Here is a 26,266-nt window from a genome sequence, read left to right on the forward strand (position 1 = left end):
GATAGGCGGCGGCTATGCCAGGTGCTCGCGGGCCAGCCGGTCGAACACCTCGCGCAGGTCGAGGTCGCGGGCCAGGTCCAGCATCGCCCTGGCCATGACCGGCTCCGGCCCCGTCCCCGCCACCACGAGACCGACCCTCGGCTCCCGCGCGGGCCGCTCCAGCCGTACCACCCGCATCCCCTCGGGCACCCCGAACATGTGCAGCCACGCGTGCGCGATCACGCTCGACCACCGGTGGGTCGCCACGTGCGCGAACAGCGCCGAGACGGTGTCGGTCTCGATCGCCGGTACGGCTACCGCCCCCGCCTGCCGGAAGTTGGCATCCAGGATGCGGCGGTTGCGCATCTCGGGGGCCAGCAGGCACAACGGCAGCGCGGCGACCTCCGCCCAGCGTGCCGTCCGCCGGTCGGCCAGTTCCCCGTCGGACGGGGTCAGCAGCAGGTACCGCTCCTCGTACAGCGGGCGGGCGCGTACCTCACCCAGGTCTTCCTCGTCGTCGAGGTAGGTCATCGCCATGTCGATCTCGAACTCGCCCAGCCGCCGCGCGATCTCCCGCGACGACAACGACGTCAGCAGCACCCGCACGTGCGGATACCGCTCGCAGAACGGCGTCGTCAGCAGGGACGCCGCGGTCAGCGCGGTGGGAATCGCGCCCATCCGCAGCGTGCCCGACAGCCCCTCACGCATCCTGGACAGGTCCTGGCGCAGGGCGTCGGCGTCGGCCAGGATGCGCTGCGCCCACAGCAGCACCCGCTCACCCTCCGGCGTCAGCCCGGCGAAGCGCTGCCCACGCCGGACCAGCGGCACGTCCAGCTCGCGTTCCAGCTTCCTGATGGCCGCCGACAGCGATGGCTGGGAGACATGACAGGCCGCCGCGGCCCGCGCGAAATGCCGTTCGCGCGCCAAGGCCACCAGATACTCCAACTGGCGCAACAGCACGCCACAGCATGCCGCTTCCCCACCCCCGCCGTCCATCCCACCGAAGCGGCTGATCGCCCATCGCCTGTTTCACGTAGCTGGGCGCTTCTCCGGGTTGACATCGGGAGCCTCGCCAAGCAACTGGTGCCACCATGCGCCCCTCGACCCGAGGCCCCTACGATCAGCCGTGAAGCCAATGATCAGGAGGCCGGCCTTGACGAACACCAGAGTGCGGCCTCACGTCGCCCGAGTCCTGGAGCGGGCAGACACCATAGTGCTCTCCTTCAACGGCACGACCTGCGACCTGTACGCCGAGATGAACGCTGAGGCGCTTGCCGGCGACATCCGAAGCCGGCTCTATGCCGAGGGAGTCAGGATGTCGCTCCTGACCCTCGTGGTGACCGACCCGCTCTGGTGGGTCGCCATCGCCCACACCGTCGACGGTGACTCCGGAGCCAAAGCAGAAGAAGCCGTACGCGCCGCCGAGATGGCGGCGGCCCTGAAGGCTGTGCCGACACCGGGGACATCGGAGGTGTTGACAGCCTGCCGGGCCACGGGCAGACGCGTCGCGGTAGTGGGCGACACCTGCGTGCCCGCAATGGAGAGCTACCTCGATCTCCACGGTCTGCGGCACCTGGTGGGCCCTGTCATCGGACGCGATCACCGCCATCCCACCACTGAGACACCGGGTTTCGACCTTCTGTGGATCGCGGCATCGGCACTGAACGCCGAACCGTCCGACTGCACGCTGATCAGCGTGTCCTCTGACGAGCTGGTCGTGGCCTCGGACGCCGGTCTTCAGGGACTCGGAGTGGTGAGCAAATATGACAAGCGCAAGCACCTCGCCGCCAGCACCGCCGATTCAGCCGTTGTTTCCTCGATGCGGCAACTGGCGGAGGCCCTCATGTCAGTCCCGATCACGACGCCTCCGCCAGCCCAGATCGCCGGACTGTGAGCGTCTGACACTCAGGTCCTGCCCGGAGGCGCGCAAGAACCTCCGGGGGACTGGCCATTCGGCGCTACAAGATCAACAGGATCTTCCGAAAGGGCATCTGAAAACCCGGCTCCTGCATTTCGGGGTCAGGTGGCCTTCGCGTCGTGTCCGGGGGATCGGGGACAGGTTGGCTCCCGGCGGGGGCTCGGCTCCACTGTGAGGCCAGCCCTCCCCCGGACGCGCGAAGCGCCAAGGGAGGGCCGCCGTCAGCGTTTGAAGCCGCCGCGGACGTGGACGGGGACGCCCTTGCCGAGCATCGCCGGCAACGCCTGGGCCACGTTCATCGGCAGACGTACGCAGCCGTGGGAGGCCGGGTACAGCGGGACCGACAGGGCGCCGTGGAACGCGATGCCGCCGTTGAAGAAGATCGGGTTGTACAGCTGGCCCAGGTAGCTCTTGTGCCAGCCGCTCCGTCGCCACGTGGTCTTGTAGTTGCCCGTGGGGGTGCGGGCCGAGCCGCAGAAGCGCTGGCTCTTGCCCTGCCACGTCGTCGTCTCGCAGTACGGGATGCCGCTGCCCGACGAGATGTGGGTGATCAGCTTGGGCACGCCCTGCACGTACATGACCATGATCTGGGTGCTGAGGTTCACCTCGGCCCTGGTCGGCTTGCCGTTCTTGACGAGGATCCTGGGCGCCTTCGGGGCTTCCAGAGCGTTCCAGGTCCTGCTGCTGATCGTGCTGGTCGGCTTGATGCCGTTGACCTTCTGGAAGGCCCAGATGGCGGTCAGCGTCGAGCCGCCGTAGCGGCCGTCGGCCTTGCCGGGGCGGTAGCCCAGCTCGGCCAGGCGCTTCTGGAGCAGGACGACCGTCTTGCCCTTGGCTCCGAGCTTCAGCTTCTTCTTCGGAGCGGCGAACGTGCCGGCTCCCGTTACAGCGCTGTGCGCCGTGCCCGCTGCTGTCACAGCGCTGTCGGCCGCCTGCGCCGTACCCACTCCCGCGAAGGCGACGCCCCCCGCCGTCAGAAGAGCGGCAAGGCCGAGCACCCCGCGCCGACGAGGTCCCCCCACGTACATCACCCCTCATATCACTAACAATCGAATCAAGGGACCCTACACCACCACCATGTCGAGGTAATCCAAGGGTCAATCTGTTTAGAGTGTCGGCATGCCGGAGAAGTTGCCTGCCAACGCCGTCCATGTGGCCGATGTCCTGCGCGGACTCGGAGCGACGGGTGAGATCGTGATATTGCCGGAAAAGGCGCCGACGGCCGCGACCGCCGCCGCCCAGCTCGGCTGCGAGGTCGGCGCCATCGCCAACAGCCTGATCTTCGACGCCGACGGCGCCCCGCTGCTGGTGCTGACGAGCGGCGCCCACCGCGTGGACGTGGAGCTGATCGCGCGCACCGTGGGAGCGGCGAAGGTACGGCGGGCCGCGCCCGAGTTCGTCAGGGAGGCGACCGGCCAGCCCATCGGCGGCGTGGCCCCGGTCGGCCACCCCGCCCCGGTGCGCACCCTGGTCGACACCTGGCTCGGCAAGCACGAGGTCGTGTGGGCCGCCGGTGGACATCCGCACACGGTCTTCCCCACCTCGTTCGACGAGCTGGTCAGGATGACCGGCGGCACCCCCGCGGACGTGGAGTAGCGTGCACCGGGTGATCGAGTTTCGCGGCGCGGGGCCGGCGGAGTTCGTCGAGCGGCTGGACACCGTGATCGACGTCTACACCGCCGCCATGCGCCCGCCGGTGGAGCAGATCACCGGGCGCAAGGGCATCATGCACAACCACAGCAACTACCCGCTGTTCCAGTGCTATTTCGCCGAACTGCGACAGGTCCCGGCCGTCCGCGCGGGCGCCGTGGACCTCGGCCCCGACGCGCCGGACGAGCGGTGGGCGACCGGGCCGGGCCCAAGCCGGGCAGCGGCGGACGAGCACCGGGTGGTCGGCTTCGCCTACGGCTTCCACGGCACGAGCGGCCAGTGGTGGCACGACGTGGTCACCCGGGCGCTGGCCGAGAAGTCGGGCGGGGAGGTCGCCGACGCCTGGCTCGGTGACGCGTTCGAGCTGGCCGAGATCCACGTACACCCGGACTTCCAGGGCAAGGGCATCGGCAGGGCGATGATCAACACGCTGTGCGCGGGCAGGAAGGAGCGTTCGGGCGTGCTGTCCACGCACGACCGCCCCACCGCCGCCCGCCACCTGTACGCCTCGCTCGGCTTCACCGACCTGCTGACCCATTTCGTCTTCCCCGGCGGCTACGAGGAGTACGCGATCGTCGGCCGCCCCCTCCCCCTTTCTTGACCTGTGACGGCGTTTGACGGCGGACACGCGGGGCATCACGTCGATCACGGAAAGTAATCGTTCCTTGACTCTGCGGAGGGGTTGCCATGCCCAGCGCCCCTGACCGCCTCGACGAGCGGCTCAACGCCTTCCACCTGGAGCGCCTGTCCGGCACCTGGGCGGGGCCGCTCATGCTCGCCAGCCGCCCGCCCGACCCCGACGCGATCATCCTGACCGGCAGCGACTGCCTGGCGATCGCCCGGCATCCGCGCATCGTCTCGGCCATGGCGGGGGCGCTGGAGGCGGGAGCCGTACCGGAGAAGCAGGATCGTCTGGAGGCGGAGTTCGCGTCGTTTCTGGGCGCGTCGGCGGCGGTGCTGTGCCCGTCGGGATGGGCGGCGAACACGGGGCTGATGCAGCTCATCGCCGACCCGAACCTGCCCGTCTACCTGGACGAACGCGCGCACCACTCGCTGCGGGAGGGCGCGCACGCCGCCCGCGCGCCGGTGGTGTGGTTCCGCCACAACGACCCCGACCACCTGCGCGGCCGGCTGGGCAGGCACGGCTCCGGCGTGATCGCCGTGGACTCGGTCTACGGCGTGGACGGCGCGGTCTGCCCGCTGGCGGAGGTGGCCGCGGCGGCACGCGAGTACGAGAGCCTGCTGGTGGTGGACGAGTCGCACGCGCTCGGCACGCACGGGCCGCACGGCGAGGGGCTGGCCGCGCGGGTGGGCGCCGACTTCCGCACGGCGAGCCTGGCCAAGGCGATCGCGGGGCGAGCCGGGCTGATCAGTTGTGACCGGCCGGAGTTCGTGCCGTACTTCCGGGCGCGGGCGTTTCCCTCGGTGTTCAGCTCGCCGCTGCAGCCGCACGACATCGCGGGGCTGGCCGCGGCGCTGGCGCTGGTGCGCGAGGAGGACTGGCGGCGCACCCGCCTGCGCGAGGTGACCCGCCGCCTGCGCCACGAGCTCACCACGCTCGGCTACGCCCCCGAGCCCGGCCACGCCCACATCATCGCGCTGGGCGCGCCCAGCAGGACCGACGTCCTGCTCGCCCGCGACCTGCTGGAACAGCGCGGCGTCTACGGCTCGGCCTGCTTCCCGCCGTCCGGCTCGCACGAACGCGGCCTGGTGCGCCTGGCCCCGCACGCGGCCCTGTCCGACCAGGACGTGGACCGCGTGGTGGGCGCCTGCCGCGACATCCGCACGCTGTGCGGCTTCTGAGCGGGTACGGCAAGCCTCAAAGCATCTGAGCGGGTACGGCCGGCCTCAGCTCGACCAGCCAAGTCGAACAGCCCGGCTCAGACCGCCGCCACCGCCGAGTGGTTGAGCCGCTGGAAGACCTCGGAGGAGGCGCTGGAGCGGTTGAAGGTGATGAAGTGGATGCCCGGCGCGCCCTCGTCGAGCAGCCGCTGGCACAGCTCGGCGCCGTGGTCGATGCCCAGCCGCCGCACCGCCGCCGGATCGTCGGCCACCGCCTCGAAGCGCGCCGCCACGTCCGGCGGGAACGGCGCCCCGGACAACTGCTCGGACCGGGCGATCGTGCTCATCTGGGTGACGGGCATGATGCACGGGATGATCGGCGTGGCACAGCCCTTGGCCGCCACCCGGTCACGCAGCCGCAGGTAGTCCTCGGCGCGGAAGAACATCTGGGTGATCGCGTAGTCGGCGCCCGCGCGGCACTTCTGGACGAAGTAGTCGGTGTCGGACTCGATGGACGGCGACCGGGGGTGCTTGTAGGGGAAGGCCGCCACGCCCACGCAGAAGTCGCCGGACTGGCGGATCAGCCGGACCAGGTCCTCGGCGTACTGGACGCCTTCCGGGTGCTGGACCCATTCGGCGGTCGGGTCGCCGGGCGGGTCGCCGCGCACGGCCAGGATGTTGCGCACCCCGGCGTCGGCGAAGCGGCCCACCAGGTGGCGCAGCTCGCGCACGGAGTGGTTGACGGCGGTGAAGTGCGCCACCGGGGTGAGCGTGGTCTCGTGGGCGACGCGTTCGACGATGTCGACGGTGCGGTCGCGGGTGGTGCCGCCCGCGCCGTACGTCACGGAGACGAAGGTGGGACGGAGCGACTCCAGCTCGCGGATGGCTCGCCACAGCTGCCGCTCGCCCTCGTCGGTCTTCGGCGGGAAGAACTCGAAGGAGAACGACCGCCCACCAGAGGCGAGCAGCTCGCGCACGGTGGGAACACGATCGGGCAGGATGGAGGGTCGACCAAGCGCCATGGACCAAGGTTACCGCCCGCGGATCGAGCGGAGATCGAAGCCTGGTCCACCGCCCGTTAGTCTCATGAGCATGACCACTGACGCCCTGCGCCAGCAGGTGGACCGTTCGCTCAGGCAGTTCGTCGGCCGGCAGGAGCCTGCCCTCGGCGATCCCGACCTGGAGCCGCTGCTGGCGGCGGCGAACGACCTGCTGTCGGGGGGCAAGCGGCTGCGTCCGGCGTTCTGCTACTGGGGCTGGCGCGGCGCGGGCGGCGAGGACGGTCCCGGCATCTTCGCCGCGGCGGCCTCGCTGGAGCTGCTGCAGGCCAGCGCGCTGGTCCACGACGACGTCATGGACAAGAGCGATCTGCGCCGCGGCATGCCGTCCGCGCACCGCCGCTTCCAGGCGCTGCACGAGAAGGCGGGCTGGCACGGCGCGGCCGAGCAGTTCGGCGAGGGCGCGGCGATCCTGCTGGGCAACCTGCTGCTCATCTGGTCGGGCGAGATGTGGCGCACCAGCGGGCTGCCGCCGCGCTCGCTGGCGGCCGCGCAGCCGCTGCACGACCACATGCGCACCGAGCTGATGTGCGGCCAGTACCTCGACCTGCTGGAGCAGGCCCACGGCGAGAACTCCTTCGACTCGGCGCTGCGGGTGGCGCTGTACAAGAGCGGCAAGTACTCGGTGGAGCAGCCGCTGCGGCTCGGGCTCGTGCTCGCGGCCGGCAGCGTGGAGCCGTGGATCGACGAGCTCTGCGTCGAGTACGGCCGGCGCGTCGGCATCGCCTTCCAGTTGCGCGACGACATCCTGGGCGTGTTCGGCGACCCGGCGCAGACGGGCAAGCCGGCCGGCGACGACCTGCGCGAGGGCAAGCGGACGATGCTGGTGGCCAGGACGCTGGCAGCGGCGGCCTCCGACGACGCCCAGATCGTCCGCCGCCTGCTGGGCGACCCGGCGCTCGACGAGCAGGGCGTGGCGACGCTGCGCGGCATCATCGACGACACTGGGGCGCTGCAGGAGTGCGAGGACCTGATCGCGTCCTACCTGGACGAGGCGCTCGCGGCGCTGGCCAGGGCCCCGATCACGCAGGAGGCGCGGGCGGCGCTGGACGGGCTGGCCGTCGCCGCCACCACCCGCAAGTCCTGACCTTTCGCGACCCGGGCGCTGATCGGCGACCACACACGGTCGGTACGGGCGGAGACGGCTTGGGGCGACGTCGGCCTCGGCGGCGCGTGCGGCTGCCCGCCGATCCCTCGGCAGACAGCCGCACCGCGTACGGTCTCGGCCCCAAGCCCTACCGCGTCAGGAAGCCGCGCCGGCCAGGCGCTTGGCGAACTCGGCCGCCGCGGCGCCCGGGTCGTCGGCCTCGGTGACGGCGCGGACGACCACGGCCCGGCGCACCCCGTAGGAGAGCACCTCGTCGAGGTTGTCCAGGTCGATGCCGCCGATGCCGAACCACGGCCGGTCCGTGCCGAGCGCCGCCGCGTGCCGCAGCAGCGCGGGTCCGGGCGCGTGGCGTCCCGGCTTGGTCGGCGTCGGCCAGATCGGGCCGCAGCAGTAGTAGTCGACGCCCGGCTCCACCGCGGCGGCGGAAGCCTCCGCGGCGGAGTGGGTGGACCGTCCGATGACGATGTCGTCGCCGAGGATCTCTCGCGCGACCGTCACGGGAAGGTCGTCCTGCCCCAGGTGGAGCACGTCTGGGCGGGCCGCGAAGGCGACGTCGGCCCGGTCGTTGACGGCGAGCAGCTTGCCGTGCCGGTCGCAGGCGTCGCGGAAGACCTCGAGCAGCGCGAGCTCTTCGCGCGCCTCGAGTCCCTTCTCCCGCAACTGGACGATGTCCACGCCGTTGGCCAGCACGGCGTCGAGGAAGTCGGCCAGGTCGCCGCGTCCTCGCCGCCCGTCGGTGCAGAGGTAGAGGCGGGCCTCAGAAACCGAGGGCCTGGGCACGCCGCTTGACCTCCGTGTGCCGACCGGCCTTGATCGCGTCGACGGGCGATCCCGGCAGTGATTCGTCTGGGGTGAAGAGCCAGCGCAGGGCTTCGACTTCGTCGTAGCCGGCGTCCTGCAGCACGGTGAGCGTGCCGGGCAGGCCCTTCATCACTTCCTTTCCGTCGAGGAAGACCGCGGGCACCTGGGGCCCGCCGCTGCCTCGCCGTACGCCGAGGAGCTTGTGGTCTTTGAGGAGCTGCTTGGCCCGTCCGATCGTGAGATCCATGCGCGCGGCCACTTCGGGGAGAGTGAGCCACTCGCTGACGAGCTGGTCGGTCTCCCGGTCGATCTGTGCAACAGAAAGCGTCACGAAACCACAACTACCACATGCCGCGCTTGCTCAAACAACACAATCCCGTAGGGCGACATCCGGATCTACCAGGCGTTCCACATCAAGACGGGCGCCGGCTTCGATGAGACGACGGCCCTGCACGAGGTCGCGGGGCCGGTCGGCGGCCAGGACGGCGGTGATCCGGTCCTCCGAGGTCAGCCACACCGCCGACCACTTGGGCCCCTCGCGGTGGACGACGCGGGCGCCGGCGCGGTGGTAGCCGGCGTACTGCAGCATGTGGCCGAACTGCTCCGACCAGAAGTACGGCACCGGGTCGTAGACGGCCTTCTCCCCCATCAGGGTGGCGGCGGCGACGTCGGGGGCGTTGAGCGCGGTGTCCCAGTGTTCGACGCGCATCCGGGTCTGGAAGCGGCGTGACCACCAGTTGGCGCAGTCGCCGACGGCCACCACGCCGGGCAGCGACGTGCGCAGGTGCTCGTCGGTGACGACGCCGTTGTGCAGGTCGATGTCGGCGTCGGCGAGCCATTCCAGGACCGGGCGGGCGCCGATGCCGGAGACCACGACGTGCGCGGGCACGAACTCGCCGCCGACCAGCTCCACGCCGCCCTCGACGACCTCGCTGACCATCGTGTCCAGGCGCAGGTCCACGCCCTCGTACCAGGGCAGGGTGAGCGCGCCCATCTCGCCGATCGCGTGCGAGAGCGGCGTCGCGGCGGCCTCGATCACGGTGACCTCGCAGCCCGCCTTGCGCGCCGCGGTCGCCACCTCGGCGCCGATCCAGCCCGCGCCCGCCACCACGACGTGCGCGCCGGGCACCAGGGCGGCGCGCAGCACGTGGGCGTCGTCGAGCGTGCGCAGCACGAGCTGGGGGCCCTCCCCCGGCAGCCGGATCGGCTCGGAGCCGGTGGCGATCACCAGGCCGTCGTAGGGCAGCTCGCCCTCGGTGGTCTCCACCAGGCCCTCGCGCAGGGACTTCGCGGCGACGCCGGGACGGAAGTCGACGCGCAGCGCGGCCAGGTCGGTGTCGACGAAGCTGTCGTCGCTCGTGCCGAGCAGGACCGCCTTCGACAGCGGTGGACGGTCGTATGGCCGGTGCCGCTCCTCGCCGAGGAGGGTGACCCTTCCCTCGAACCCGCGCCCGCGCAGCGACTCGACGCTGCGCACTCCGGCCAGGCCGGCTCCCACCACCACGACGTGATCCACGGTTCCGACGATACCGGGGTCATTCGCGGGTGTGCCGGGCGAGGCCGTAGGGTGGGGGCCGTAAGACGCGCGGGAGTCCGGCCTTAACCGGACTGAGAGGAAGGCTTCATCGGGCCTTCGACCGTAAGACACCTGATCCGGATCATGCCGGCGTAGGGAGCGGATCATGGACGTGATCGTGGGCGGGGGCGTCGTCGGGCTGAGCGCGGCCTGGCGCCTGGCCCGCTCGGGACGGCCCGTCACCGTCGTCGACCCGGCGCCCGTCTCCGGCGCCACCCATGCCGCCGCGGGGATGCTCGCGCCGGTCAGCGAGGTCACCTTCACCGAGGAACCGCTGCTGCGCCTGGGCGCGGCCTCCCTCGCGCGCTGGCCCGCGTTCGCCGCGGAACTGGCCGCCGAGGCGGGCCTCGGCTCCGGTGCCCTCGACTACCGCGCCGACGGCACGCTCGACGTGGCCTTCGGCGCCGACGACCTGGCGGCCCTGGAGGAGACCGCGGCCTTCATGGAGAAGCTGGGGCTCCGGGTCGAGCGGCTCAGCGGGCGCGAATGCCGCCGCCTGGAGCCCATGCTCGCGCCGTCGGTGCGCGGCGGGCTCCTGGCGCCCGGCGACGCCTGGGTGGACCCGCGCAGGGTCGCCGCCGCGCTCCTGGCCGCTCTGGAGCGCCTCGGGGTCCCGATGGTGCGGGCGCGCGTGCGCGAGCTGCTGCGGGGCGATGAGGGCGTCCAGGGGGTACGGCTGGGCCCGGGTGAGGCGGGCGGCGGGCCGTACCCGGAGGAGCTGCGCGCGGAGCGGGTGGTGCTGGCGGCGGGGGCGTGGAGCGGCGCGCTGGCCGAGGTGCCGGTGCGGCCGGTGAAGGGGCAGATCCTGCGCCTGCGCTCGCCGCGGCCGCTGCTGGGCAGGTGCGTGCGCGGCATGGTGCACGGGCTGCCCGTCTACCTGGTGCCGCGCGGCGACGGAGAGCTGGTCGTGGGGGCCACGCAGGAGGAGCTGGGGTTCGACACCCGGGTGACCGCGGGCGGGGTGTACGAGCTGCTGCGCGACGCCCGCGAGCTGGTGCCGGGGGTGACCGAGCTCGAACTGGCGGAGGTGGTGGCGGGGCTGCGTCCCGGCACGCCGGACAACCTGCCCCTCATCGGTCCCGGCGGCGAGCCGGGGCTGCTGCTGGCCACCGGGCACCATCGCGGCGGGGTGCTGCTGGCCCCGCTGACGGCCGCCCTGTTGACGGGCGAGGAGGAAGAGCTGGCGCCGTTGTGTGCTCCCGGCCGGTTCGCCGCCTGAACAGGCATTTTTCATCCCGAAGGGGGATATTTCATGAATGTGACGATCAACGGGGCCGCCCATGAGGTGCCCCACGGGACCACGGTGGCGCAGGCCGTACGGACGCTGACGACGGCCACCACGGGCGTCGCGGTGGCCGTGAACGACGAGGTGGTCACGCGCGGCTCGTGGGAGACCACGGCGCTGGCCGAGCTCGACCGGGTCGAGGTGCTCACGGCGGTGCAGGGTGGATGAGCTGATCATCGGCGGGGAGAAATTCGCCTCCCGCCTCATCATGGGCACCGGCGGCGCCCCCTCGCTGGAGGTGCTCGACCAGGCGCTGGCCGCCTCGGGCACCGAGCTGACCACGGTGGCGATGCGGCGGCTCGACCCGTCCGCGCCCGGCTCCGTGCTCGACGTGCTGCGCGAGCGCGGCATCAAGGTGCTGCCCAACACCGCCGGGTGCTTCACGGCGGGCGAGGCCGTGCTGACCGCGAGGCTCGCCCGCGAGGCGCTCGGCACCAACTGGGTCAAGCTGGAGGTCATCGCCGACGAGCGCACGCTGCTGCCCGACCCGATCGAGACCTTCGACGCGGCGGAGCGGCTGGTCGCCGACGGGTTCGTGGTGCTGCCCTACATCGGCGACGACCCCGCGCTGGCCCGGCGGCTCGAACAGGCCGGCTGCGCGGCGGTCATGCCGCTCGGCGCGCCCATCGGCTCGGGGCTCGGCATCCGCAACCCGCACAACATCGAGCTCATCGTCGAGGCCGCCTCGGTGCCGGTCATCCTGGACGCCGGGATCGGCACGGCCAGCGACGCCGCCCTCGCGATGGAGCTGGGCTGCGACGCGGTGCTCCTGGCCACCGCCGTCACCAGGGCGCAGCGGCCCGACCTGATGGCCGCCGCGATGAGGTCGGCCGTCCAGGCGGGCCGGATGGCGCGCCAGGCCGGGCGGATCCCCCGCCGCCGGTATGCTGAAGCGTCCTCGCCCATGCACCCTTAGTGACGACGGAGTGCCACGTAATGGCATCGGTTTCGGATGGTCAGGCCCCTCCAGTGGCAAAACGACCGTAAACTCGGCCGCGTGGACACGACGACCGCGGACCCTCTCGTCGGGCGACTGCTCGACGGGCGCTATCGCATCGAGTCCCGGATCGCCCGGGGCGGGATGGCGACCGTCTACCTGGCGCTCGACGTCAGGCTGGACCGCACGGTCGCGCTGAAGGTCATGCACCGCTCGCTCGCCGAGGACCCGGCGTTCGTGCGCAGGTTCATCGGCGAGGCCAAGTCCGTGGCCAGCCTGTCGCATCCCAACGTGGTGCACGTCTTCGACCAGGGCACCGACGGCGACGTCGTCTACCTGTCGATGGAGTACGTGCCGGGCAAGACCCTGCGCGACATCCTGCGCGAGCGGGGCAGGCTGCCGGCCCGCGAGGCCCTGGAGATCATGATCCCGGTGCTGGCCGCGCTCGGCGCCGCCCACCAGAGCGGGATGGTCCACCGCGACGTCAAGCCGGAGAACGTCCTGCTCACCGACGACGGCCGGGTCAAGGTCGTCGACTTCGGCCTGGCCCGCGCCATCGAGGCCACCAACCAGACCCGCACCGGCGTGATGATCGGCACGATCGGTTACATGTCGCCCGAGCAGGTGACGACCGGCGGCGCCGACGTGCGCAGCGACGTCTACGCCGCGGGCATCATGCTGTTCGAGCTGGTCACCGGGCAGCAGCCCTACGACGGCGAGACGCCCATGTCGGTGGCCTACCGGCACGTCCACGACAGTGTGCCGCCGCCGTCGTCGCTGGTGCACGAGACGCCGCCGCTCATCGACACGCTGGTCACCCACGCCACCGCCCGCGACCCGCAGGACCGCCCGGCCGACGCGACCGCGATGCTCGTGGCCGCCGTCGACGCCCACCGGATGCTGCCGCGGCAGAGCATCCCTCCGCACACCGGGGCGCATGCCCGCATGTCGGGCCCGCAGCAGGTGCCGCCGCACCACACGCTCATCCAGCCGCGCGCCGACCTGCCCACCGCGCCGCCGCCCGCCAGTCCGCCGCGCGCCGCGCGCGGCAAGGGGGCCAGGCCGAGCTGGTTCCTGATCGGGCTGGCGGCCGTGATGGTCGCCGCGATCGCGCTGACCGGCGCGTACTTCTCGCAGACCCGTTACGTCAAGGTCCCCACGCTCATCGGGGAGAACGTCGACGTCGCCATCAAGAGGGCCCAGGGCATGGGCTTCGTCGTCAAGCCCGCCGAGGGCCGTCACGACGAGAAGTACGGCAAGGGCGTCGTGCTCAGCGTCGATCCCGTCGCCGGGTCCGAACTGGCCGAGGGCTCGACGGTGACGATCGTGCCGTCGCTGGGGCCCAAGCGCGTGGCCGTACCCAAGACCCAGGGCATGACGGAGGCCGACGCGCGCGCCGCGATCGCCGCGGCGGGGCTGCGGGTCGGCACCGTGCGGCGGATCGAGAACCTCCAGGTGCCCCGCGGCACCGTCACCCGCTCCTCGCCCGACGTGGGCGAGGCGGTCAAGGAGGGCACGAAGGTCGGGCTGTTCGTCAGCGCCGGGCTGATCATGCCGGACGTCAACGGCATGCCCAAGGACGAGGCCGCCGCCTACCTGGGCGAGCGCGGGTTCGGGGTGCAGGTCAACGAGGTCGACGACGACGCCGAGCCGTGCACGGTCATCGCGCAGAGCCCCAAGGCCAAGTCCGAGGTGGACAAGGGCACGCCCGCGCAGCTCACGATCTCGCGCTGCCGCGACTTCTTCGACTGGTTCCGCGGCGACGACGACGAGGCCAGCGACGACGCCGACTTCCGCATCGTGCCGCAGGTGATCGGCAAGACCGTCAACGACGCCAGGAGCGAGCTGTCCGCGCAGGGGTTCAAGGTCAGGGTGCGCAGCCTGATGGGCGGGGACGTGGTGCGCTTCCAGCGGCCCACGCCCAACAGCGAGCGGCCGCCCGGGTCGTGGGTCTACCTCTGGCGGTGAAACCTTTCTCCGTCTCGCGCGGTATGTGAGGCGGAGGTGGTCTTTCATGCGGATCGCCGTGGTCGTGGCGGCTCTGATGGTTCTGGCCGGGTGCACGGCGTCCTCCTCCGGTACGGCGGCGCCGCCTGCTCCCCGTGTGAGTGCTTCCTCCGGGGCGGATCGGCCCATGGCGCCGCTGGGCGGCAACCCGCTGGCCGGGAGTGGGCTGCGGGTGCTGGTGACCGGGGCCGGGGCGTACCTGCTGGAGGTGGACTCCGGGCGGCGCACGGCCGTGGCGGGGTTGCCGCGTGCCGATCAGTACTGGGGGTTCGCGGCCGGGCGGCGGACCGTGGTGGCGGCGGTCACGCCCGGACGGCCGTCGCGGTACTTCGTGCTGGACGGGGCGCGGGCCCGTCCTCTGGCCGAGGGTCTGTGGGCGTTCGCCGCCAGGGACGGGAGCGGGGTCTGGGTGACGCGCTCCTCGGGCGCGCGGTGCACGCTGCGCGAAGTGCCCTTCTCCGGTACGGCTGCGCGGCCCGGCTTCCCGATCGGGTGTGACGCGGCGGTGTTCGCCGACTCCGCCCTGGGGCTGCTGGTCAACCGGAGCGACGGGACCATGACCGTGCTCTCCCGGGAGAACGGACGGCCCCTGACCTGGTCGCGGGGCGAGGCCGGGTGGCAGGTGCTCGGGACGGCCGAACGGGCCGCTCCGGCGGGGCCGCTGGCGTTGGTGCGGTCGGTCGGCGGCTCATGGGGCGCGGATGGCCCAGGCGGCTCGGATGGCGCGGGGCCTTCGCGGGACCCCGCGAGCGAGTCGTTGGGGCTTCTGGATCCGGGGACCCGGCGGGTGGTGGCCGTGGGCACTCCTGCCACCGAGGGGCGTTCGATCGTGGCGGTGCCCGACGCGGGCGGGCGGATGCTGGCCGTGCGGTCCGAGGTCCACCCTGACGAGGCGGACTACGCGGCGATGGTGGCGGTGTGGCGGCCGGGGGACCCGGTGTTGCGGGTGAAGCGCCTGCCCCTCGCCCCGCGCGAACTCGCCGTCCTCACGCCCCAGTGATCCCCACGCGCGCTCGGCGCAGCCCCCGCGCCGCTCCGCCGGCCGCCGCGCCTAGGTCCCCGCGCCGTCCTGGGTTTCCGGGCAGAGGACGGACGCGGCGGCCTTGCTGATGGCGGTGATGACCGACAGGCTCTGCTGGGCGTCCAGCGTGGTGGAGATCGCGAAGTGCTTGCGGCCGTCGCGGGTGCTGACGGTGGCCGAGGTGAAGCCGGGGGCGCCGCCGTTGCTCTGCACGATCTTCCCGCCGCACGGCGGCGCGGGCGGCGGGGGCGCGCCCTCGGGCGGGTCGGTGATCACCCGCTGCAGGTCGGCCGGGAGCAGCCTGCCCTGGAGGAACGCCTGCCGGTAGGCGCTCATGTCGCGGGCCGTGGAGATGACGCCGCCGGCGCCGTGCCCCCAGCTCGCGTTGAGGCGGTCCATGTCGTGGAGCCTGCCGTCGGGGCCGGGGGTGTAGCCGTGGCCGTGCGGGCCCTTGATGCCCTGCGGCGGGCGGATCGGCAGGTATGTCCTGTCCATGCCCAGTGGCCGGAACAGCCTGCGCTCGAACTCGGCCGCCAGGCTCCTGCCCGCGATCCGTTCGATGATCATGCCGAGGAGGGTGTAGTTGGCGCTGGAGTAGGCGTACTTCTCGCCGGGCTCGCCGGTGCGGGGCTGTGTGCGGGAGAGCTTGAGCAGGTCCTCCGGGCGGTGGTAGGTGGTGAAGTCGAAGACGTCCACGAGATTCGGCCGGAACCAGTCCGGTACGCCCGAGGTGTGCCGGACGAGCTGCCGCACGGTGATCTCACCGGCCCGCTCGACCAGGTCCTTCTCGGCCACGACCGGCAGCACGTCGGCGACCTTGTCGTCCAGGCCGAGCCTGCCCTCCCGGACGAGCTGGAGGATCACGGTGGCGGTCATGCCCTTGGTCTGGGAGCCGATCCGGTAGCGGGCGTCGGTGGGGATCTTCCCGCCTTTTCCGCCGAGCAGGCGCGAACCCGCGCTCGCCCGGCCCACCCGCCTGCCGTCCACGTACAGCTCGCCGATCGCGCCCAGCACTCCCGGCGTCCGCGCGAGTTGGCCGACGGCCCGCCGTACATCGTCAGCGCCGGGTTGGGCGGTGGCGGGCTGGGCCAGGCCGAACGCGAGCACAGCCCCGGCCAGTCCCGCGGTCACACGTTTCACCACAATGGACCCCTTCCTCACATCGAGAACGAGGATCTTTGTAGGCCCACCGGTGCTAACTCCCGATAAACGGGGTCAGGCGGTCAGGGTGCGTTCCAGCGGGGTGCGGAAGCGGGGCGTCACCTTGGCTCCGCACAGCCACGTGGCCAGTCCCGCGGCCTCCGACTCGATCGCCTGGCGGGCTTCGGAGCCCGGGTCGGACAGGAGTTTCCACACGATCTCGCCGTCGGCCCTGGTGGCCCAGCCGCCCACCACCTGGCCGTTCCACCAGACGGTCGGGCCCACGTTGCCGCTGCGGTCGAACAGGGCGGCACGGTGTTCGGCGGGCAGGTACCAGTCGCGCGCCTGCCAGCCCATCGGGGTCGGATCCAGGGCCGGGAGCAGCGCGGCCCACGGGTCGGGGGCCGCGGGCGCGAGGTCGCCGGGCAGGACGTAACCGGTGCCCTCGTCCAGCGAGACCGGCACCGCGTGCACCGCCTTGAGGGCGCGGCGCGTGTCACCCAGGGTCCAGCCGGTCCACCACTTGAGGTCGGCCTCCGTCCCGGGGCCGAAGGACCGCAGCCACCGTTCCACCAGCGCCGCCTGCGCCTCGGCCACCGGCATGTCGGGCATCGGCCCCGCCAGCGCCCACCGGTGCTGTCCACTGATCCAGGAGCCCGCCGGGCGCCCCCGGCGGACCACGGTGCCGTCCATGGCCATCAGCGCCAGCAGCCGCGTGGCCACGCCCTGGCGGGTCTCGTTCGGGGTGCCGGGGGCGTAGACGATCTGGCTGCGCAGCGCGGGGACGGCCGCGCCGAGCTCGGTGGCGGCCGCCTCGCCCAGCTCGCCCAGCGCCGTCACCACCGCCGCCTCCGCGGCGGCGATCCACTCCTCGTCGTACGGCCCGCCCTCCGCGAAGTGCCTGACCAGCACCTTGCGCTCCCGGGCGGCGATGGCCGCGGTGGAGGAGTGGTGCACGACGGGTACGAGGGCCTCGGGCACGACGAAGACGGTGCGCCGCATGCCGGTCATCCGCACGAGGGTGCGGTCGGCGTACAGGGCCTTCTCGACGGCGGCGACGGTGGGCAGGCCGAGGCGCGCGCCCGCCGACAGGAAGACCGTGGCCGGATCGGTCGCGTGCAGGGCCACGACCGCCTCCACGGCCCGCTCGACGTCGGGCGCCTTGCCGGCCAGCGCATGGCGTACGCCCAGGCGGGCGCGCCGCTGCTCTGCCGTGATCCGCTCCACGAGTGCCTCCGTCCTGTGCCGAGGCCACCTTCGCACACAACGCGCTCTTCAGGCGCCCGCGCTTGGCACAACGCACAAGCTGATCGCGTACGGCACCCGCCGACTTCGGACGTCTGGCGGCTAGACCGGGCCCGAGGCCGCTGGGTGTACTGAAACGGCACTCAGGCACCGCGCTGCCCGCCACGGGCAGACCTACGGGCCCCGTCCACAGCGAAGGAGCCTGCATGACCCTGATGTTCCTGAACGGCGGCGCCATGCGGGGCGGGCCGCTGCACCACCTGCTCGGCGACGCGCCGCTGGTGGCCGAGACCCGTACGGCGGCCAAGTACCGCTTCTACTCCGTCGGCGGCCGCTGCCCCGCGCTGCAACCGGTCTCGCATGGCGGCGCGCAGATCGACGGCGAGCTGTACGACCTGGATCTGGACCGGCTGCGCGACGAGGTCCTGCCGGCCGAGCCGCCGGAGCTGGAGCTGGGGGTGATCGAGCTGGCCGACGGCGGCTCGGCGCTGGCCATGCTGCTGCGCCGGCCGAACACCTCGCACGCCGAGCTGGCCGACATCACCGAGTTCGGTTCCTGGAAGACCTACAAGGAGAGAGCGTGAGGTTCGACGTCAACTGCTCCATCCTGTTCACCGGCCTGCCCCTGCTGGAACGGCCGGCCGCGGCCAGGGCCGCCGGGTTCGAGGGGGTGGAGTTCTGGTGGCCGTTCGCGACCGCCGTACCGGATGACCGTGAGGTGGACGCGTTCGTCGGCGCGATCGAGGACGCGGGGGTGCGGCTGGTCGGGCTGAACTTCGCCGACGACCTCGCCGAGGGCGGGCGCGGGCTGTTCTCGCGGCCGGCCGACCGGGCGCGGCTGCGCGACAACCTCGACGTCGCGGTCGGCATCGCCGGGCGGCTGGGCTGCAAGGCGCTCAACGCCCTGTACGGCAACCGCGTCGCCGGCCAGGAGCGGCAGCAGGACGTGCTGGCGCTGGAGAACCTGGCCCTGGCCGCGCGCAAGGCGGCGCAGATCGGCGCGGTGGTGCTGGTCGAGGCGCTCAACAGCTACGAGTCGCCGTCCTACCCGCTGGTGTCGGTGAAGGGCGCGGTCGACGTGATCGAGAACGTCGGGGAGCCGAACGTGCGCTTCCTGTGCGACCTGTACCACCTGGCCCGGATGGGCGAGGACCTGACCGCGGCTCTCGCACATCCGCTGGTCGGCCACGTCCAGATCGCCGACGCGCCGGGCCGCGGCCGTCCCGGGACCGGGGAGATCCCGCTCAGGACCCTCCTGGACGGCTACGACGGGTGGGTGGGCCTGGAGTACAAGGACCCCGCCCTCGACTTCGACTGGATCAAGGAGTTCAGCTAGTGAAGATCGGTTTCATCGGGCTCGGGATCATGGGCAGGCCCATGGCCGGGCATCTGGTCGGGGCGGGTCACGAGGTGACCGGCTACGACCTGAACCCCGTGGAGTTCGGGGGCGCCCTCGCGGGCGGCGTGGCCGAGGCGGTGCGCGGGGCGGACGTGGTGGTCACGATGCTGCCCGCCGACCCGCAGGTCGAGGCCGTCTTCCCGGAGATCGCGGCGCATGCCCGGCCGGACGCCCTGTACGTCGACTTCTCCACGATCACCCCGCAGACCTCCCAGAAGATCGCCCAGCAGTGGAAGCGCAGCCTCGACGCCCCGGTCTCCGGCGGCGAGAAGGGCGCGGTGGACGCCGTCCTGTCGATCATGGTGGGCGGCTCGGCGGACGACTTCGAGGCCGCCAGGCCGGTCTTCGAGGCCGTCGGCAAGACGTACAAGCTGGTCGGCGGCCCGGGGGCCGGCCAGTACGTGAAGGCCGCCAACCAGCTCGTCGTGGGCGGCACCTACGCGCTGGTCGCCGAGGCGATCGTGCTGATGGAGGCGGCGGGGGTGGACGCCGCGGCGGGCCTTGACGTGCTCGCCGGCGGCCTGGCCGGCAGCCGCATCCTGGAGCTCAAGCGCGCCTCGATGCTGGCCCGCGACTTCCAGCCGGGCTTCCGCATCGACCTGCACCACAAGGACATGGGCATCATCCTCGACGCCGCCCGCGGCGCGGAGGTGGCCATCCCGATGGGCGCGCTCACCGCGCAGCTCGTCGCCGCCGCGCGGGCACAGGGGCACGGCGGCCTCGACCACTCCGCCCTGCTCAAGGTCGTCGAAGGGCTCAGCCGATGAAGATGCCAGCGATGGAGGCCGTCGTCCACGTGCTGCGGTCGGAGGGCGTCGACGTCGCCTTCGGCTGCCCGGGCGCGGCCATCCTGCCCCTGTACAAGGCGATGGAACGGCTCGGCGGCATCGAGCACCTCATCGTCAGGCACGAGGAGGGCGCCACCCACATGGCCGACGGCTGGGCGCGGACCAACGGCCGCGTCGGTCTGGCCATCGGCACCTCGGGCCCGGCGGGCACCAACATGATCACCGGCCTGTACACCGCGATCGCCGACTCGATCCCGATGATCTGCGTCACCGGCCAGGCCGCCTCCACCAAGCTGCACCAGGAGGCGTTCCAGGCGGTCGACATCGTGGAGATCGCCAAGCCGGTCACCAAGTGGGCCGTGCAGATCAAGGAGGCCGCGCAGGCCCCCTGGATCTTCCGCGAGGCGTTCAGGATCGCGCGCTCGGGCCGTCCGGGGCCGGTCCTGATCGACATCCCGGTGGACGTGGCCAAGCAGGAGATCGAGTACGACCCGGCCATCGACGCCCCGCTGCCCGTCAGCCAGGTGCACCCGCACCTGCCGCGGGTCGAGCGCGCCCTGGACATGCTGCTGGCCGCCGAGCGGCCGATCATCCTGTCCGGCGGCGGCGTCATCCTCGCCGACGCCGCACCCGAGCTGGCGGAGCTGGCCGAGCTGCTGCAGATCCCGGTCCAGGCCACGCTCATGGGCAAGGGCTCCTTCGACGAGGACCACCCGCTGTACTGCGGCATGACCGGCATCCAGACCTCCCAGCGCTACGGCAACGCCTCCTTCCTGGAGTCGGACCTGGTGCTGGCCCTGGGCGCCCGCTTCGGCGACCGGCACACCGGCACGCTCGACGTCTACCGGGGCGAGCGCGCGTTCATCCACGTGGACATCGAGCCGACCCAGATCGGCCGGGTCTTCGGCCCCGACCTGGGCGTCGTCTCCGACACGAGGCTGTTCCTGCGGGCGATCACCGCGCTGGCGCGGGAGCGCGGCGTGAGCCGTACACCGGGGGCGTGGGTGGCGCGCGTGCAGGAGCTCAAGCGCACGCTCACCCGCCGCGAGGACTTCGACGACGTGCCGATCAAGGCGCCGCGCGTCTACAAGGAGATCAACGAGTTCTTCGACGACGAGACCTACTTCGTCACCGCGATCGGCCTCTACCAGATCTGGGGCGGCCAGCACCAGAAGGCCGGCAAGCCGCGGCGTTACCAGGTGTGCGGGCAGGCCGGGCCGCTCGGCTGGGAGATCCCGGCGGCGATCGGCGTCAAGAAGGCCAGGCCGGAGGCGACCGTCGTCGGCGTCGTGGGCGACTACGGCTTCCAGTTCCTGGTGGAGGAGCTGGCGGTGGCGGCGCAGTACGACGTGCCGTTCGTGCTGGTGATGCTCAACAACGAGTACCTGGGGCTGATCAGGCAGGCCTCGATCGGCTACGACATGAACTACGAGGTGGACATCCACTACGACGAGCTCGGCACCGACAACGTCAAGATCATGGAGGCGTACGGCTGCGCCGGCACGCGCGTCCTCGACCCGGCCCAGATCCGTCCCTCCCTGGAGTGGGCCTCGAAGGAGGCCGAGCGGACCTCGCGGCCCGTGCTGGTCGAGATCATGATCGAGCGTGAGGCCAACACCCCGCACAGCCTGTCGTCCATCGACGCGGTGCGGGAGTTCGAACCCCTTCCGGAGCAGGTGTGATGATAGGCACGCCTTCCTGCCCGCTCGCACCGGGCAGGAAGGCGCGTCCGGCCATTCTGTAACAGCTCGCGAGGAGTTCGTAGTGGTGGAGCACGTGCTTGTTGCCCCCGACAAGTTCAAGGGGTCGCTCACGGCGGCCGAGGTGGCCTCCAGGGTGAGCGCCGGACTGGGTGTCGCGACGGTCGAGCTGCCCGTGGCCGACGGCGGCGACGGCACCGTCGACGCCGCCGTGGCCTGCGGTTTCGAGCGCGTGCCGCTGACCGTCACCGGTCCCACGGGCGAGCCCGTCGAGGCCGCGTACGCCTGGCGGGCGCCGGTCGCGGTCGTCGAGATGGCCGAGGCGTCCGGGCTGCGCCGCCTGCCCGGCGGGCCGGCGGCGCTGACCGCCACCAGCTACGGCACCGGCGAGCTGATCGCCGACGCGGTCAAGCGCGGGGCCACCAGGATCGTGCTCGGCATCGGCGGCAGCGCCTCGACCGACGGCGGCGCCGGGATGGCGCGGGCGCTGGGCGCCCGGTTCCTGGACGCCTCCGGCGCGGAGCTGCCCGAGGGCGGGGCGGCGCTGCGCGAGCTGGCCAGGATCGACCTGTCGGCCTTCCTCGACCTGACCGGGGTCGAGGTGGTGGTCGCCGGCGACGTGGACAACCCGCTGCTCGGCCCGCACGGGGCCGCCGCCGTCTACGGGCCGCAGAAAGGCGCCTCGCCCGAGGACGTCAAGGTGCTGGAGGCGGGGCTGTCCCGGCTTGCTGCCCGCGCGGCCGCCACGCATGGGCTGGTCGGCGCGCCGGAGCGCAGGAGCTCGGGAGGAGAGAGCGACGAAGGAGCCAACGACGAGCGAAGCGGGCGCGACCATGAGCACGTGCACGACGGCACGCCTCGGCCCATGGGCGTCGCCGGGGCGCCTGGGGCGGGCGCGGCCGGGGGCGTCGGCTTCGCGGCCCTGGCCTTCCTGAAGGCCGAGATCCAGCCGGGCATCGAGTACCTGCTCGACCTGCTCGGCTTCGGCGAGCAGGTGCGCGGCGCCCGCCTGGTCGTCACCGGCGAGGGCTCGCTGGACGAGCAGTCGCTGCGCGGCAAGGCCCCCGTGGGCGTCGCCAGGGCGGCGGCCAAGGCGGGCGTGCCGGTCGTGGCCGTCTGCGGCCGGCGCACGCTCACCGACGAGCAGCTCGACGCCGCCGGGATCCGCGCCGCGTACGCGCTGTCCGACATCGAGCCCGACCTGGACCGCTGCATGGCCGAAGCCGGCCCTCTGCTCGAACGGCTGGCGGCGCGCATCGCCGCCGACTGGAGGTGAGATGGACGACCTGGTGATCCGGTCGCGGCGCGTGGTGACCCCCGAGGGGGTGCGCGCGGCGGCGGTAGCCGTACGGGAGGGGAAGATCGCGGCGGTGCGCCCGCACGACGCGAGCGCGCCCGCCGCCGCGGAGATCGACCTCGGCACGCTCGCGCTGCTGCCCGGTCTGGTCGACACCCACGTGCACGTCAACGAGCCGGGCCGCACCCACTGGGAGGGGTTCGCCTCCGCGACGCGCGCCGCCGCAGCGGGCGGCGTCACCACGATCGTGGACATGCCGCTGAACTCGCTGCCGCCCACGGTGACGCCCGCCGCGCTGGCCGCCAAGCGGGCCGCGGCGGCCGGGCAGTGCTACGTGGACGTCGGGTTCTGGGGCGGCGCGGTGCCGGGCAACGTCAAGGAGCTGCGCCCGCTGCACGAACGGGGCGTGTTCGGCTTCAAGTGCTTCCTGTCGCCGTCGGGCGTGGAGGAGTTCCCGCCGCTGCCGCTCGACGACGTACGCCGCGCGCTGGCCGAGATCGCCGCCTTCGACGGCCTGATGATCGTGCACGCCGAGGACCCCGCGCTGCTGGCCGAACCGGCCGGCCCGAGCTACTCGGCGTTCCTCGACTCGCGCCCCGGCTCCGCCGAGCGCAGCGCCGTCGAGCAGGTGATCAAACTGACCCGCGAGAGCGGCGCCCGCACCCACGTCCTGCACGTCTCCAGCGCCGACTGCCTGGAGCCGCTGCGCGCCGCCCAGGCCGAGGGCCTGCCGATCACCGCCGAGACCTGCCCCCACTACCTGACCATCGCCGCCGAGCAGGTGCCCGAGGGCGCGACCGCGTTCAAGTGCTGCCCGCCCATCCGCTCGGCCGCCAACCGCGACCTGCTCTGGCAGGGACTCGCCGACGGCGTGCTGACCTGCGTCGTGTCCGACCACTCGCCCTCGCCCGCCGACCTGAAGGTGCCCGACTTCGCCGCCGCCTGGGGCGGCATCGCCTCGCTGCAGCTCGGGCTGAGCGCCGTCTGGACCGAGGGCTCGCGGCGCGGGTACGGCCTGGCCGACGTGACCCGCTGGATGGCGGCGAACCCGGCCCGGCTGGCCCGCGTGCCCGGCAAGGGCGCCATCCTGCCCGGCAACGACGCCGACCTGGTCGCCTTCGACCCGGAGGCCGGGCTCCAGGTCGACGCCACGGCCCTGCACCACAAGAACCCCGTCACTCCTTACCACGGGCGGGCCCTCAGGGGCGTCGTCCGCACCACCTGGCTCCGCGGCCGGCGCGTCGACGTGGCGGCGGAGCCGTACGGCACCTTTTTGCAGTTGGGAGCACACTGAATGCCCGCTTTCACCAGACTTCCCGACCTCGCCCTGCGCGGGTACGGCGGCGCCGTCCTGGCCGCCAGCGACGAGTCGTTCGCCGAGAAGGAGGCGCTCGTGCGGCCGGGCCGCCCGGCCTTCCAGGCGGAGACCTTCGGCAACAAGGGACAGGTGTACGACGGCTGGGAGACCCGCCGCCGCCGCGCCCCCGGCCACGACTGGGCGATCGTCCGGCTGGGGCTGCCTGGAACGATCCGGGGCCTGGTGATCGACACGGCGTGGTTCAAGGGGAACTACCCGCCGCACGCCTCCGTGGAGGCGTGCGAGGTGGCCGGGACCCCGTCGCCGGAGGAGCTCGCGACGGCCGGCTGGGTGGAGATCCTGCCGCGCGTGGACCTCAAGGGCGACGCCGAGCACCATTTCGAGGTCCACGACGAGCGGCGCTACACCCACGTGCGGCTGAACATGTTCCCCGACGGAGGCATCGCCCGGCTGCGCGTGCACGGCGAGGTGCGTCCCGATCTGTCGATCTACGAGGGGCTGAGCCTCGACCTGGCCGCGCTCGCCAACGGCGCCGTGGTGACCGAGTGCTCGAACGAGTTCTACTCCGCGCCCCACAACGCCATCGCGCCCGGCCTGGCCAGGCACCAGGCGGAGGGGTGGGAGACGGCGCGGCGGCGCGACGAGGGCCACGACTGGATCGTCGTGCGGCTGGCCGGGCGGGGCGTGGTCAGGCTGGCCGAGATCGACACGACCAACCTGCTGTTCAACGCCCCCGGCTCGATCGCGCTGCGGGGCAGGGACGGGGAGGGCGACTGGTTCGACCTGCTCCCCCGCACCGGCCTGCAGCCCGACACCCCGCACCGCTTCCGCCTCCAGGCGGCCGCGCCGGTCACGCACGTACGGGCCGACATCTACCCGGACGGCGGCCTGGCCAGGATCCGCCTGCACGGCAACCTGACCTGAGGACATCGGGCCTGAGGCTTCCCTGGGACCACCGGCCTCTCACCGCCCGGTCACCTGGGATGCTCAGCGGTCCGCGAGGGAAACCTGGTGGTCCTCCAGGGCGACGCGGCGGGCGGTCCGGGGAGGGCGGCGGTCCGCCATCGAGGAGCCCAGGGCGACCACGGTGCTCAGGGCCACGCACAGGCCGATCGCGCTCTGGGCGCCGACGCGCTCGACGAGCCAGGCCACGGTCATTCCGGCGGCGCCGTAGCCCAGGCCGCCCGCGGCGTACATGCCGGAGAAGCCAACCGCCCACTGCGACTCGGGCAGCCGATCCTGGAGTGAGACCGCGCGGGCGGTCAGCGCGGGCGTCTGCATCAGCCCGGCGACCGCGAACAGGGCCACGACCAGGCCCAGCACCGGCACCAGCGCCGCCGCGCCCAGCGCCAGGCCGATGCCCGCCGACAGCAGCGCGGCCTGGGCGAGCGGGGTGCCGGGCCAGGCGCGGGCGCCGTACAGGAGGCCGCCGCCGATGCCGGCCAGCGTGTACGCGGTCAGCACCGGGCCGGACAGCGCGGCGCCGGCGCCGTGCGCGGTCAGCAGGAGCGGCAGGGCCAGGCTCACGGCGCCGAAGGCGAACATCATCGCCCCGTCGTACGCCATCGCCGGCCAGCTCACCCGCCACACCCGCGCGGGGTGGCCGGTGGCGGTCCTGGGCGGATCGAGCAGGCGGCGTCCGGCCAGCGCGCCCGCCGCCGCCACGGCCACCATGAGCAGGATCGGGAGGCGGGCGTCGAGGGCCGCCAGGAGGGCGACGAGCGCGGGGGCCACGGTCCAGACCGTGGTGCTCGCCGCCGATTCGAGGCTGAGCGCGGCTACGCGGTGCTCGGGTGGCGCCAGCCGTACCAGGAGCGCACGCAGACCGCCGTGCGCGCCCGCGGAGACCGCGCCACCGAGCCCGGCCAGAACCAGCATCCCCGCAAGCACCCACAAGGACGCGGACGCCGTGGCTGTCACGGTCGTCGCGGCCATCGCGGCTGTGGCGAGCAGGGTCAGCAGAGCGAAGGCGACGGCCTCGACGCCCAGGACCAGTGCGGTTTCCGAGCGGGCGGGGCGGCGGTCGAAACGTCTGCCCAGGGGGCCCGCGGCCACCGCCTCGGCGAGGGCGTGGCCGCCACCCAGGAGGGCGCCGACGGCGTAGGAGCCGGTGACGGCGTGTCCGAGGAAGACCAGCGCGAGCGGCGCGGCGGCCACCGGGAAGCGCTGGCAGACCAGGACCGCGAACCAGGTGCCGATCCCCGGCGAGCGCAGGACGGCTGGATACTGTTTACCGGTCATATCTATAGACGGTAAC

General features: G+C 72.7%; 26 protein-coding genes and 1 riboswitch. Of the genes, 17 read left to right on the plus strand and 9 right to left on the minus strand.

Annotated features, from left to right (window positions below; genetic code table 11):
- Positions 1-12 precede the first annotated feature (12 nt).
- Positions 13-975 carry a LysR family transcriptional regulator gene (locus ACIBEJ_RS27510; protein ID WP_397185705.1) on the minus strand — a complete coding sequence of 321 codons (963 nt, stop codon included), beginning with the start codon at positions 973-975 and terminating at the stop codon, positions 13-15.
- A 217-nt stretch (positions 976-1,192) separates the two neighbouring features.
- On the opposite strand from ACIBEJ_RS27510, the gene ACIBEJ_RS27515 reads away from it, so the two are divergent.
- The gene (locus ACIBEJ_RS27515; RefSeq protein ID WP_397185706.1) at positions 1,193-1,873 is read left to right on the plus strand and encodes an HAD family hydrolase; all 681 of its coding nucleotides are present in this window, start codon (positions 1,193-1,195) and stop codon (positions 1,871-1,873) included.
- Between the two features lie 245 nt (positions 1,874-2,118).
- Here the strand turns inward: ACIBEJ_RS27515 and ACIBEJ_RS27520 are convergent, their stop codons facing one another.
- Complete coding sequence (locus ACIBEJ_RS27520; RefSeq protein WP_397185707.1) at positions 2,119-2,919, minus strand: L,D-transpeptidase family protein; 801 nt, start codon at positions 2,917-2,919, stop codon at positions 2,119-2,121.
- A gap of 97 nt (positions 2,920-3,016) precedes the next feature.
- Between ACIBEJ_RS27520 and ACIBEJ_RS27525 the strand changes: the two genes are divergently transcribed.
- The 3 genes from ACIBEJ_RS27525 to ACIBEJ_RS27535 all read left to right on the plus strand — a co-directional run bounded on the left by ACIBEJ_RS27525 (position 3,017) and on the right by ACIBEJ_RS27535 (position 5,350).
- Entirely contained in the window at positions 3,017-3,493 is a 477-nt protein-coding gene (locus ACIBEJ_RS27525; protein WP_397185708.1) for a YbaK/EbsC family protein, read from the plus strand.
- A gap of 10 nt (positions 3,494-3,503) precedes the next feature.
- Positions 3,504-4,148, plus strand: coding sequence for a GNAT family N-acetyltransferase (locus ACIBEJ_RS27530; RefSeq protein WP_397185709.1), 645 nt, complete (start codon positions 3,504-3,506; stop codon positions 4,146-4,148).
- 86 nt (positions 4,149-4,234) lie between these two features.
- Positions 4,235-5,350, plus strand: coding sequence for an aminotransferase class I/II-fold pyridoxal phosphate-dependent enzyme (locus tag ACIBEJ_RS27535; RefSeq protein ID WP_397185710.1), 1,116 nt, complete (start codon positions 4,235-4,237; stop codon positions 5,348-5,350).
- A gap of 77 nt (positions 5,351-5,427) precedes the next feature.
- On the opposite strand, the gene metF is transcribed toward ACIBEJ_RS27535, so the two are convergent.
- Positions 5,428-6,351 (minus strand): methylenetetrahydrofolate reductase [NAD(P)H], encoded by a 924-nt coding sequence (metF, locus tag ACIBEJ_RS27540; RefSeq protein ID WP_397185711.1) that lies wholly within the window; start codon positions 6,349-6,351, stop codon positions 5,428-5,430.
- Positions 6,352-6,421: 70 nt separating this feature from the next.
- Here metF and ACIBEJ_RS27545 point away from each other — a divergent pair, with 70 nt between their 5' ends.
- Entirely contained in the window at positions 6,422-7,474 is a 1,053-nt protein-coding gene (locus ACIBEJ_RS27545) for a polyprenyl synthetase family protein (protein ID WP_397185712.1), read from the plus strand.
- Between the two features lie 156 nt (positions 7,475-7,630).
- Here the strand turns inward: ACIBEJ_RS27545 and thiE are convergent, their stop codons facing one another.
- The 3 genes from thiE to ACIBEJ_RS27560 are packed head-to-tail and all read right to left on the minus strand — an operon-like array spanning position 7,631 to position 9,812.
- On the minus strand, positions 7,631-8,275 hold the full coding sequence (thiE, locus tag ACIBEJ_RS27550) for a thiamine phosphate synthase (RefSeq protein WP_397185713.1): 645 nt from the start codon (positions 8,273-8,275) through the stop codon (positions 7,631-7,633).
- Positions 8,253-8,627 carry an Rv2175c family DNA-binding protein gene (locus ACIBEJ_RS27555; RefSeq protein WP_397185714.1) on the minus strand — a complete coding sequence of 125 codons (375 nt, stop codon included), beginning with the start codon at positions 8,625-8,627 and terminating at the stop codon, positions 8,253-8,255. Before ACIBEJ_RS27555 ends, thiE begins: the two co-directional genes overlap by 23 nt.
- Positions 8,628-8,657: 30 nt before the next feature.
- Entirely contained in the window at positions 8,658-9,812 is a 1,155-nt protein-coding gene (locus ACIBEJ_RS27560; protein WP_397185715.1) for an NAD(P)/FAD-dependent oxidoreductase, read from the minus strand.
- A 59-nt stretch (positions 9,813-9,871) separates the two neighbouring features.
- Positions 9,872-9,988, plus strand: a riboswitch (TPP riboswitch).
- On the opposite strand from ACIBEJ_RS27560, the gene thiO reads away from it, so the two are divergent.
- From thiO to ACIBEJ_RS27585, 5 genes are all read left to right on the plus strand, one after another.
- Positions 9,979-11,091 carry a glycine oxidase ThiO gene (gene thiO, locus ACIBEJ_RS27565; RefSeq protein ID WP_397185716.1) on the plus strand — a complete coding sequence of 371 codons (1,113 nt, stop codon included), beginning with the start codon at positions 9,979-9,981 and terminating at the stop codon, positions 11,089-11,091. It overlaps the preceding riboswitch by 10 nt.
- Before the next feature lie 33 nt (positions 11,092-11,124).
- The gene (thiS, locus tag ACIBEJ_RS27570; protein ID WP_397185717.1) at positions 11,125-11,325 is read left to right on the plus strand and encodes a sulfur carrier protein ThiS; all 201 of its coding nucleotides are present in this window, start codon (positions 11,125-11,127) and stop codon (positions 11,323-11,325) included.
- Entirely contained in the window at positions 11,318-12,073 is a 756-nt protein-coding gene (locus ACIBEJ_RS27575) for a thiazole synthase (protein WP_397185718.1), read from the plus strand. The genes thiS and ACIBEJ_RS27575 overlap by 8 nt, the downstream gene beginning before the upstream one ends.
- Before the next feature lie 81 nt (positions 12,074-12,154).
- A complete protein-coding gene (gene pknB / locus ACIBEJ_RS27580; protein ID WP_397185719.1) occupies positions 12,155-14,062 on the plus strand; it encodes a Stk1 family PASTA domain-containing Ser/Thr kinase in 1,908 nt (635 codons plus the stop codon).
- A gap of 46 nt (positions 14,063-14,108) precedes the next feature.
- Positions 14,109-15,101 (plus strand): hypothetical protein, encoded by a 993-nt coding sequence (locus ACIBEJ_RS27585; protein ID WP_397185720.1) that lies wholly within the window; start codon positions 14,109-14,111, stop codon positions 15,099-15,101.
- Positions 15,102-15,152: 51 nt separating this feature from the next.
- Here ACIBEJ_RS27585 and ACIBEJ_RS27590 read toward each other — a convergent pair whose 3' ends face one another.
- Both ACIBEJ_RS27590 and ACIBEJ_RS27595 read right to left on the minus strand, forming a co-directional pair.
- Entirely contained in the window at positions 15,153-16,262 is a 1,110-nt protein-coding gene (locus ACIBEJ_RS27590) for a serine hydrolase domain-containing protein (protein WP_397185721.1), read from the minus strand.
- A gap of 75 nt (positions 16,263-16,337) precedes the next feature.
- Positions 16,338-17,489, minus strand: coding sequence for a winged helix DNA-binding domain-containing protein (locus ACIBEJ_RS27595; protein WP_397185722.1), 1,152 nt, complete (start codon positions 17,487-17,489; stop codon positions 16,338-16,340).
- Positions 17,490-17,713: 224 nt separating this feature from the next.
- On the opposite strand from ACIBEJ_RS27595, the gene ACIBEJ_RS27600 reads away from it, so the two are divergent.
- From ACIBEJ_RS27600 to alc, 7 genes are all read left to right on the plus strand, one after another.
- Complete coding sequence (locus ACIBEJ_RS27600) at positions 17,714-18,091, plus strand: gamma-glutamylcyclotransferase (protein WP_397185723.1); 378 nt, start codon at positions 17,714-17,716, stop codon at positions 18,089-18,091.
- Positions 18,088-18,843 (plus strand): hydroxypyruvate isomerase family protein, encoded by a 756-nt coding sequence (locus tag ACIBEJ_RS27605; protein ID WP_397185724.1) that lies wholly within the window; start codon positions 18,088-18,090, stop codon positions 18,841-18,843. The genes ACIBEJ_RS27600 and ACIBEJ_RS27605 overlap by 4 nt, the downstream gene beginning before the upstream one ends.
- Positions 18,843-19,673 (plus strand): NAD(P)-dependent oxidoreductase, encoded by an 831-nt coding sequence (locus ACIBEJ_RS27610; RefSeq protein ID WP_397185725.1) that lies wholly within the window; start codon positions 18,843-18,845, stop codon positions 19,671-19,673. The genes ACIBEJ_RS27605 and ACIBEJ_RS27610 overlap by 1 nt, the downstream gene beginning before the upstream one ends.
- A 2-nt stretch (positions 19,674-19,675) precedes the next feature.
- Complete coding sequence (gene gcl / locus ACIBEJ_RS27615) at positions 19,676-21,376, plus strand: glyoxylate carboligase (protein ID WP_397186099.1); 1,701 nt, start codon at positions 19,676-19,678, stop codon at positions 21,374-21,376.
- Between the two features lie 94 nt (positions 21,377-21,470).
- Positions 21,471-22,670 (plus strand): glycerate kinase, encoded by a 1,200-nt coding sequence (locus ACIBEJ_RS27620; RefSeq protein WP_397186100.1) that lies wholly within the window; start codon positions 21,471-21,473, stop codon positions 22,668-22,670.
- Position 22,671: 1 nt separating this feature from the next.
- A complete protein-coding gene (allB, locus tag ACIBEJ_RS27625) occupies positions 22,672-23,985 on the plus strand; it encodes an allantoinase AllB (protein WP_397185726.1) in 1,314 nt (437 codons plus the stop codon).
- Positions 23,986-24,933, plus strand: coding sequence for an allantoicase (gene alc, locus ACIBEJ_RS27630; protein ID WP_397185727.1), 948 nt, complete (start codon positions 23,986-23,988; stop codon positions 24,931-24,933).
- A 63-nt stretch (positions 24,934-24,996) separates the two neighbouring features.
- Here alc and ACIBEJ_RS27635 read toward each other — a convergent pair whose 3' ends face one another.
- On the minus strand, positions 24,997-26,250 hold the full coding sequence (locus tag ACIBEJ_RS27635; RefSeq protein WP_397185728.1) for a hypothetical protein: 1,254 nt from the start codon (positions 26,248-26,250) through the stop codon (positions 24,997-24,999).
- Positions 26,251-26,266 lie beyond the last annotated feature (16 nt).

It is taken from the genome of Nonomuraea sp. NPDC050790, assembly GCF_044456745.1.
Lineage (GTDB): Bacteria > Actinomycetota > Actinomycetes > Streptosporangiales > Streptosporangiaceae > Nonomuraea.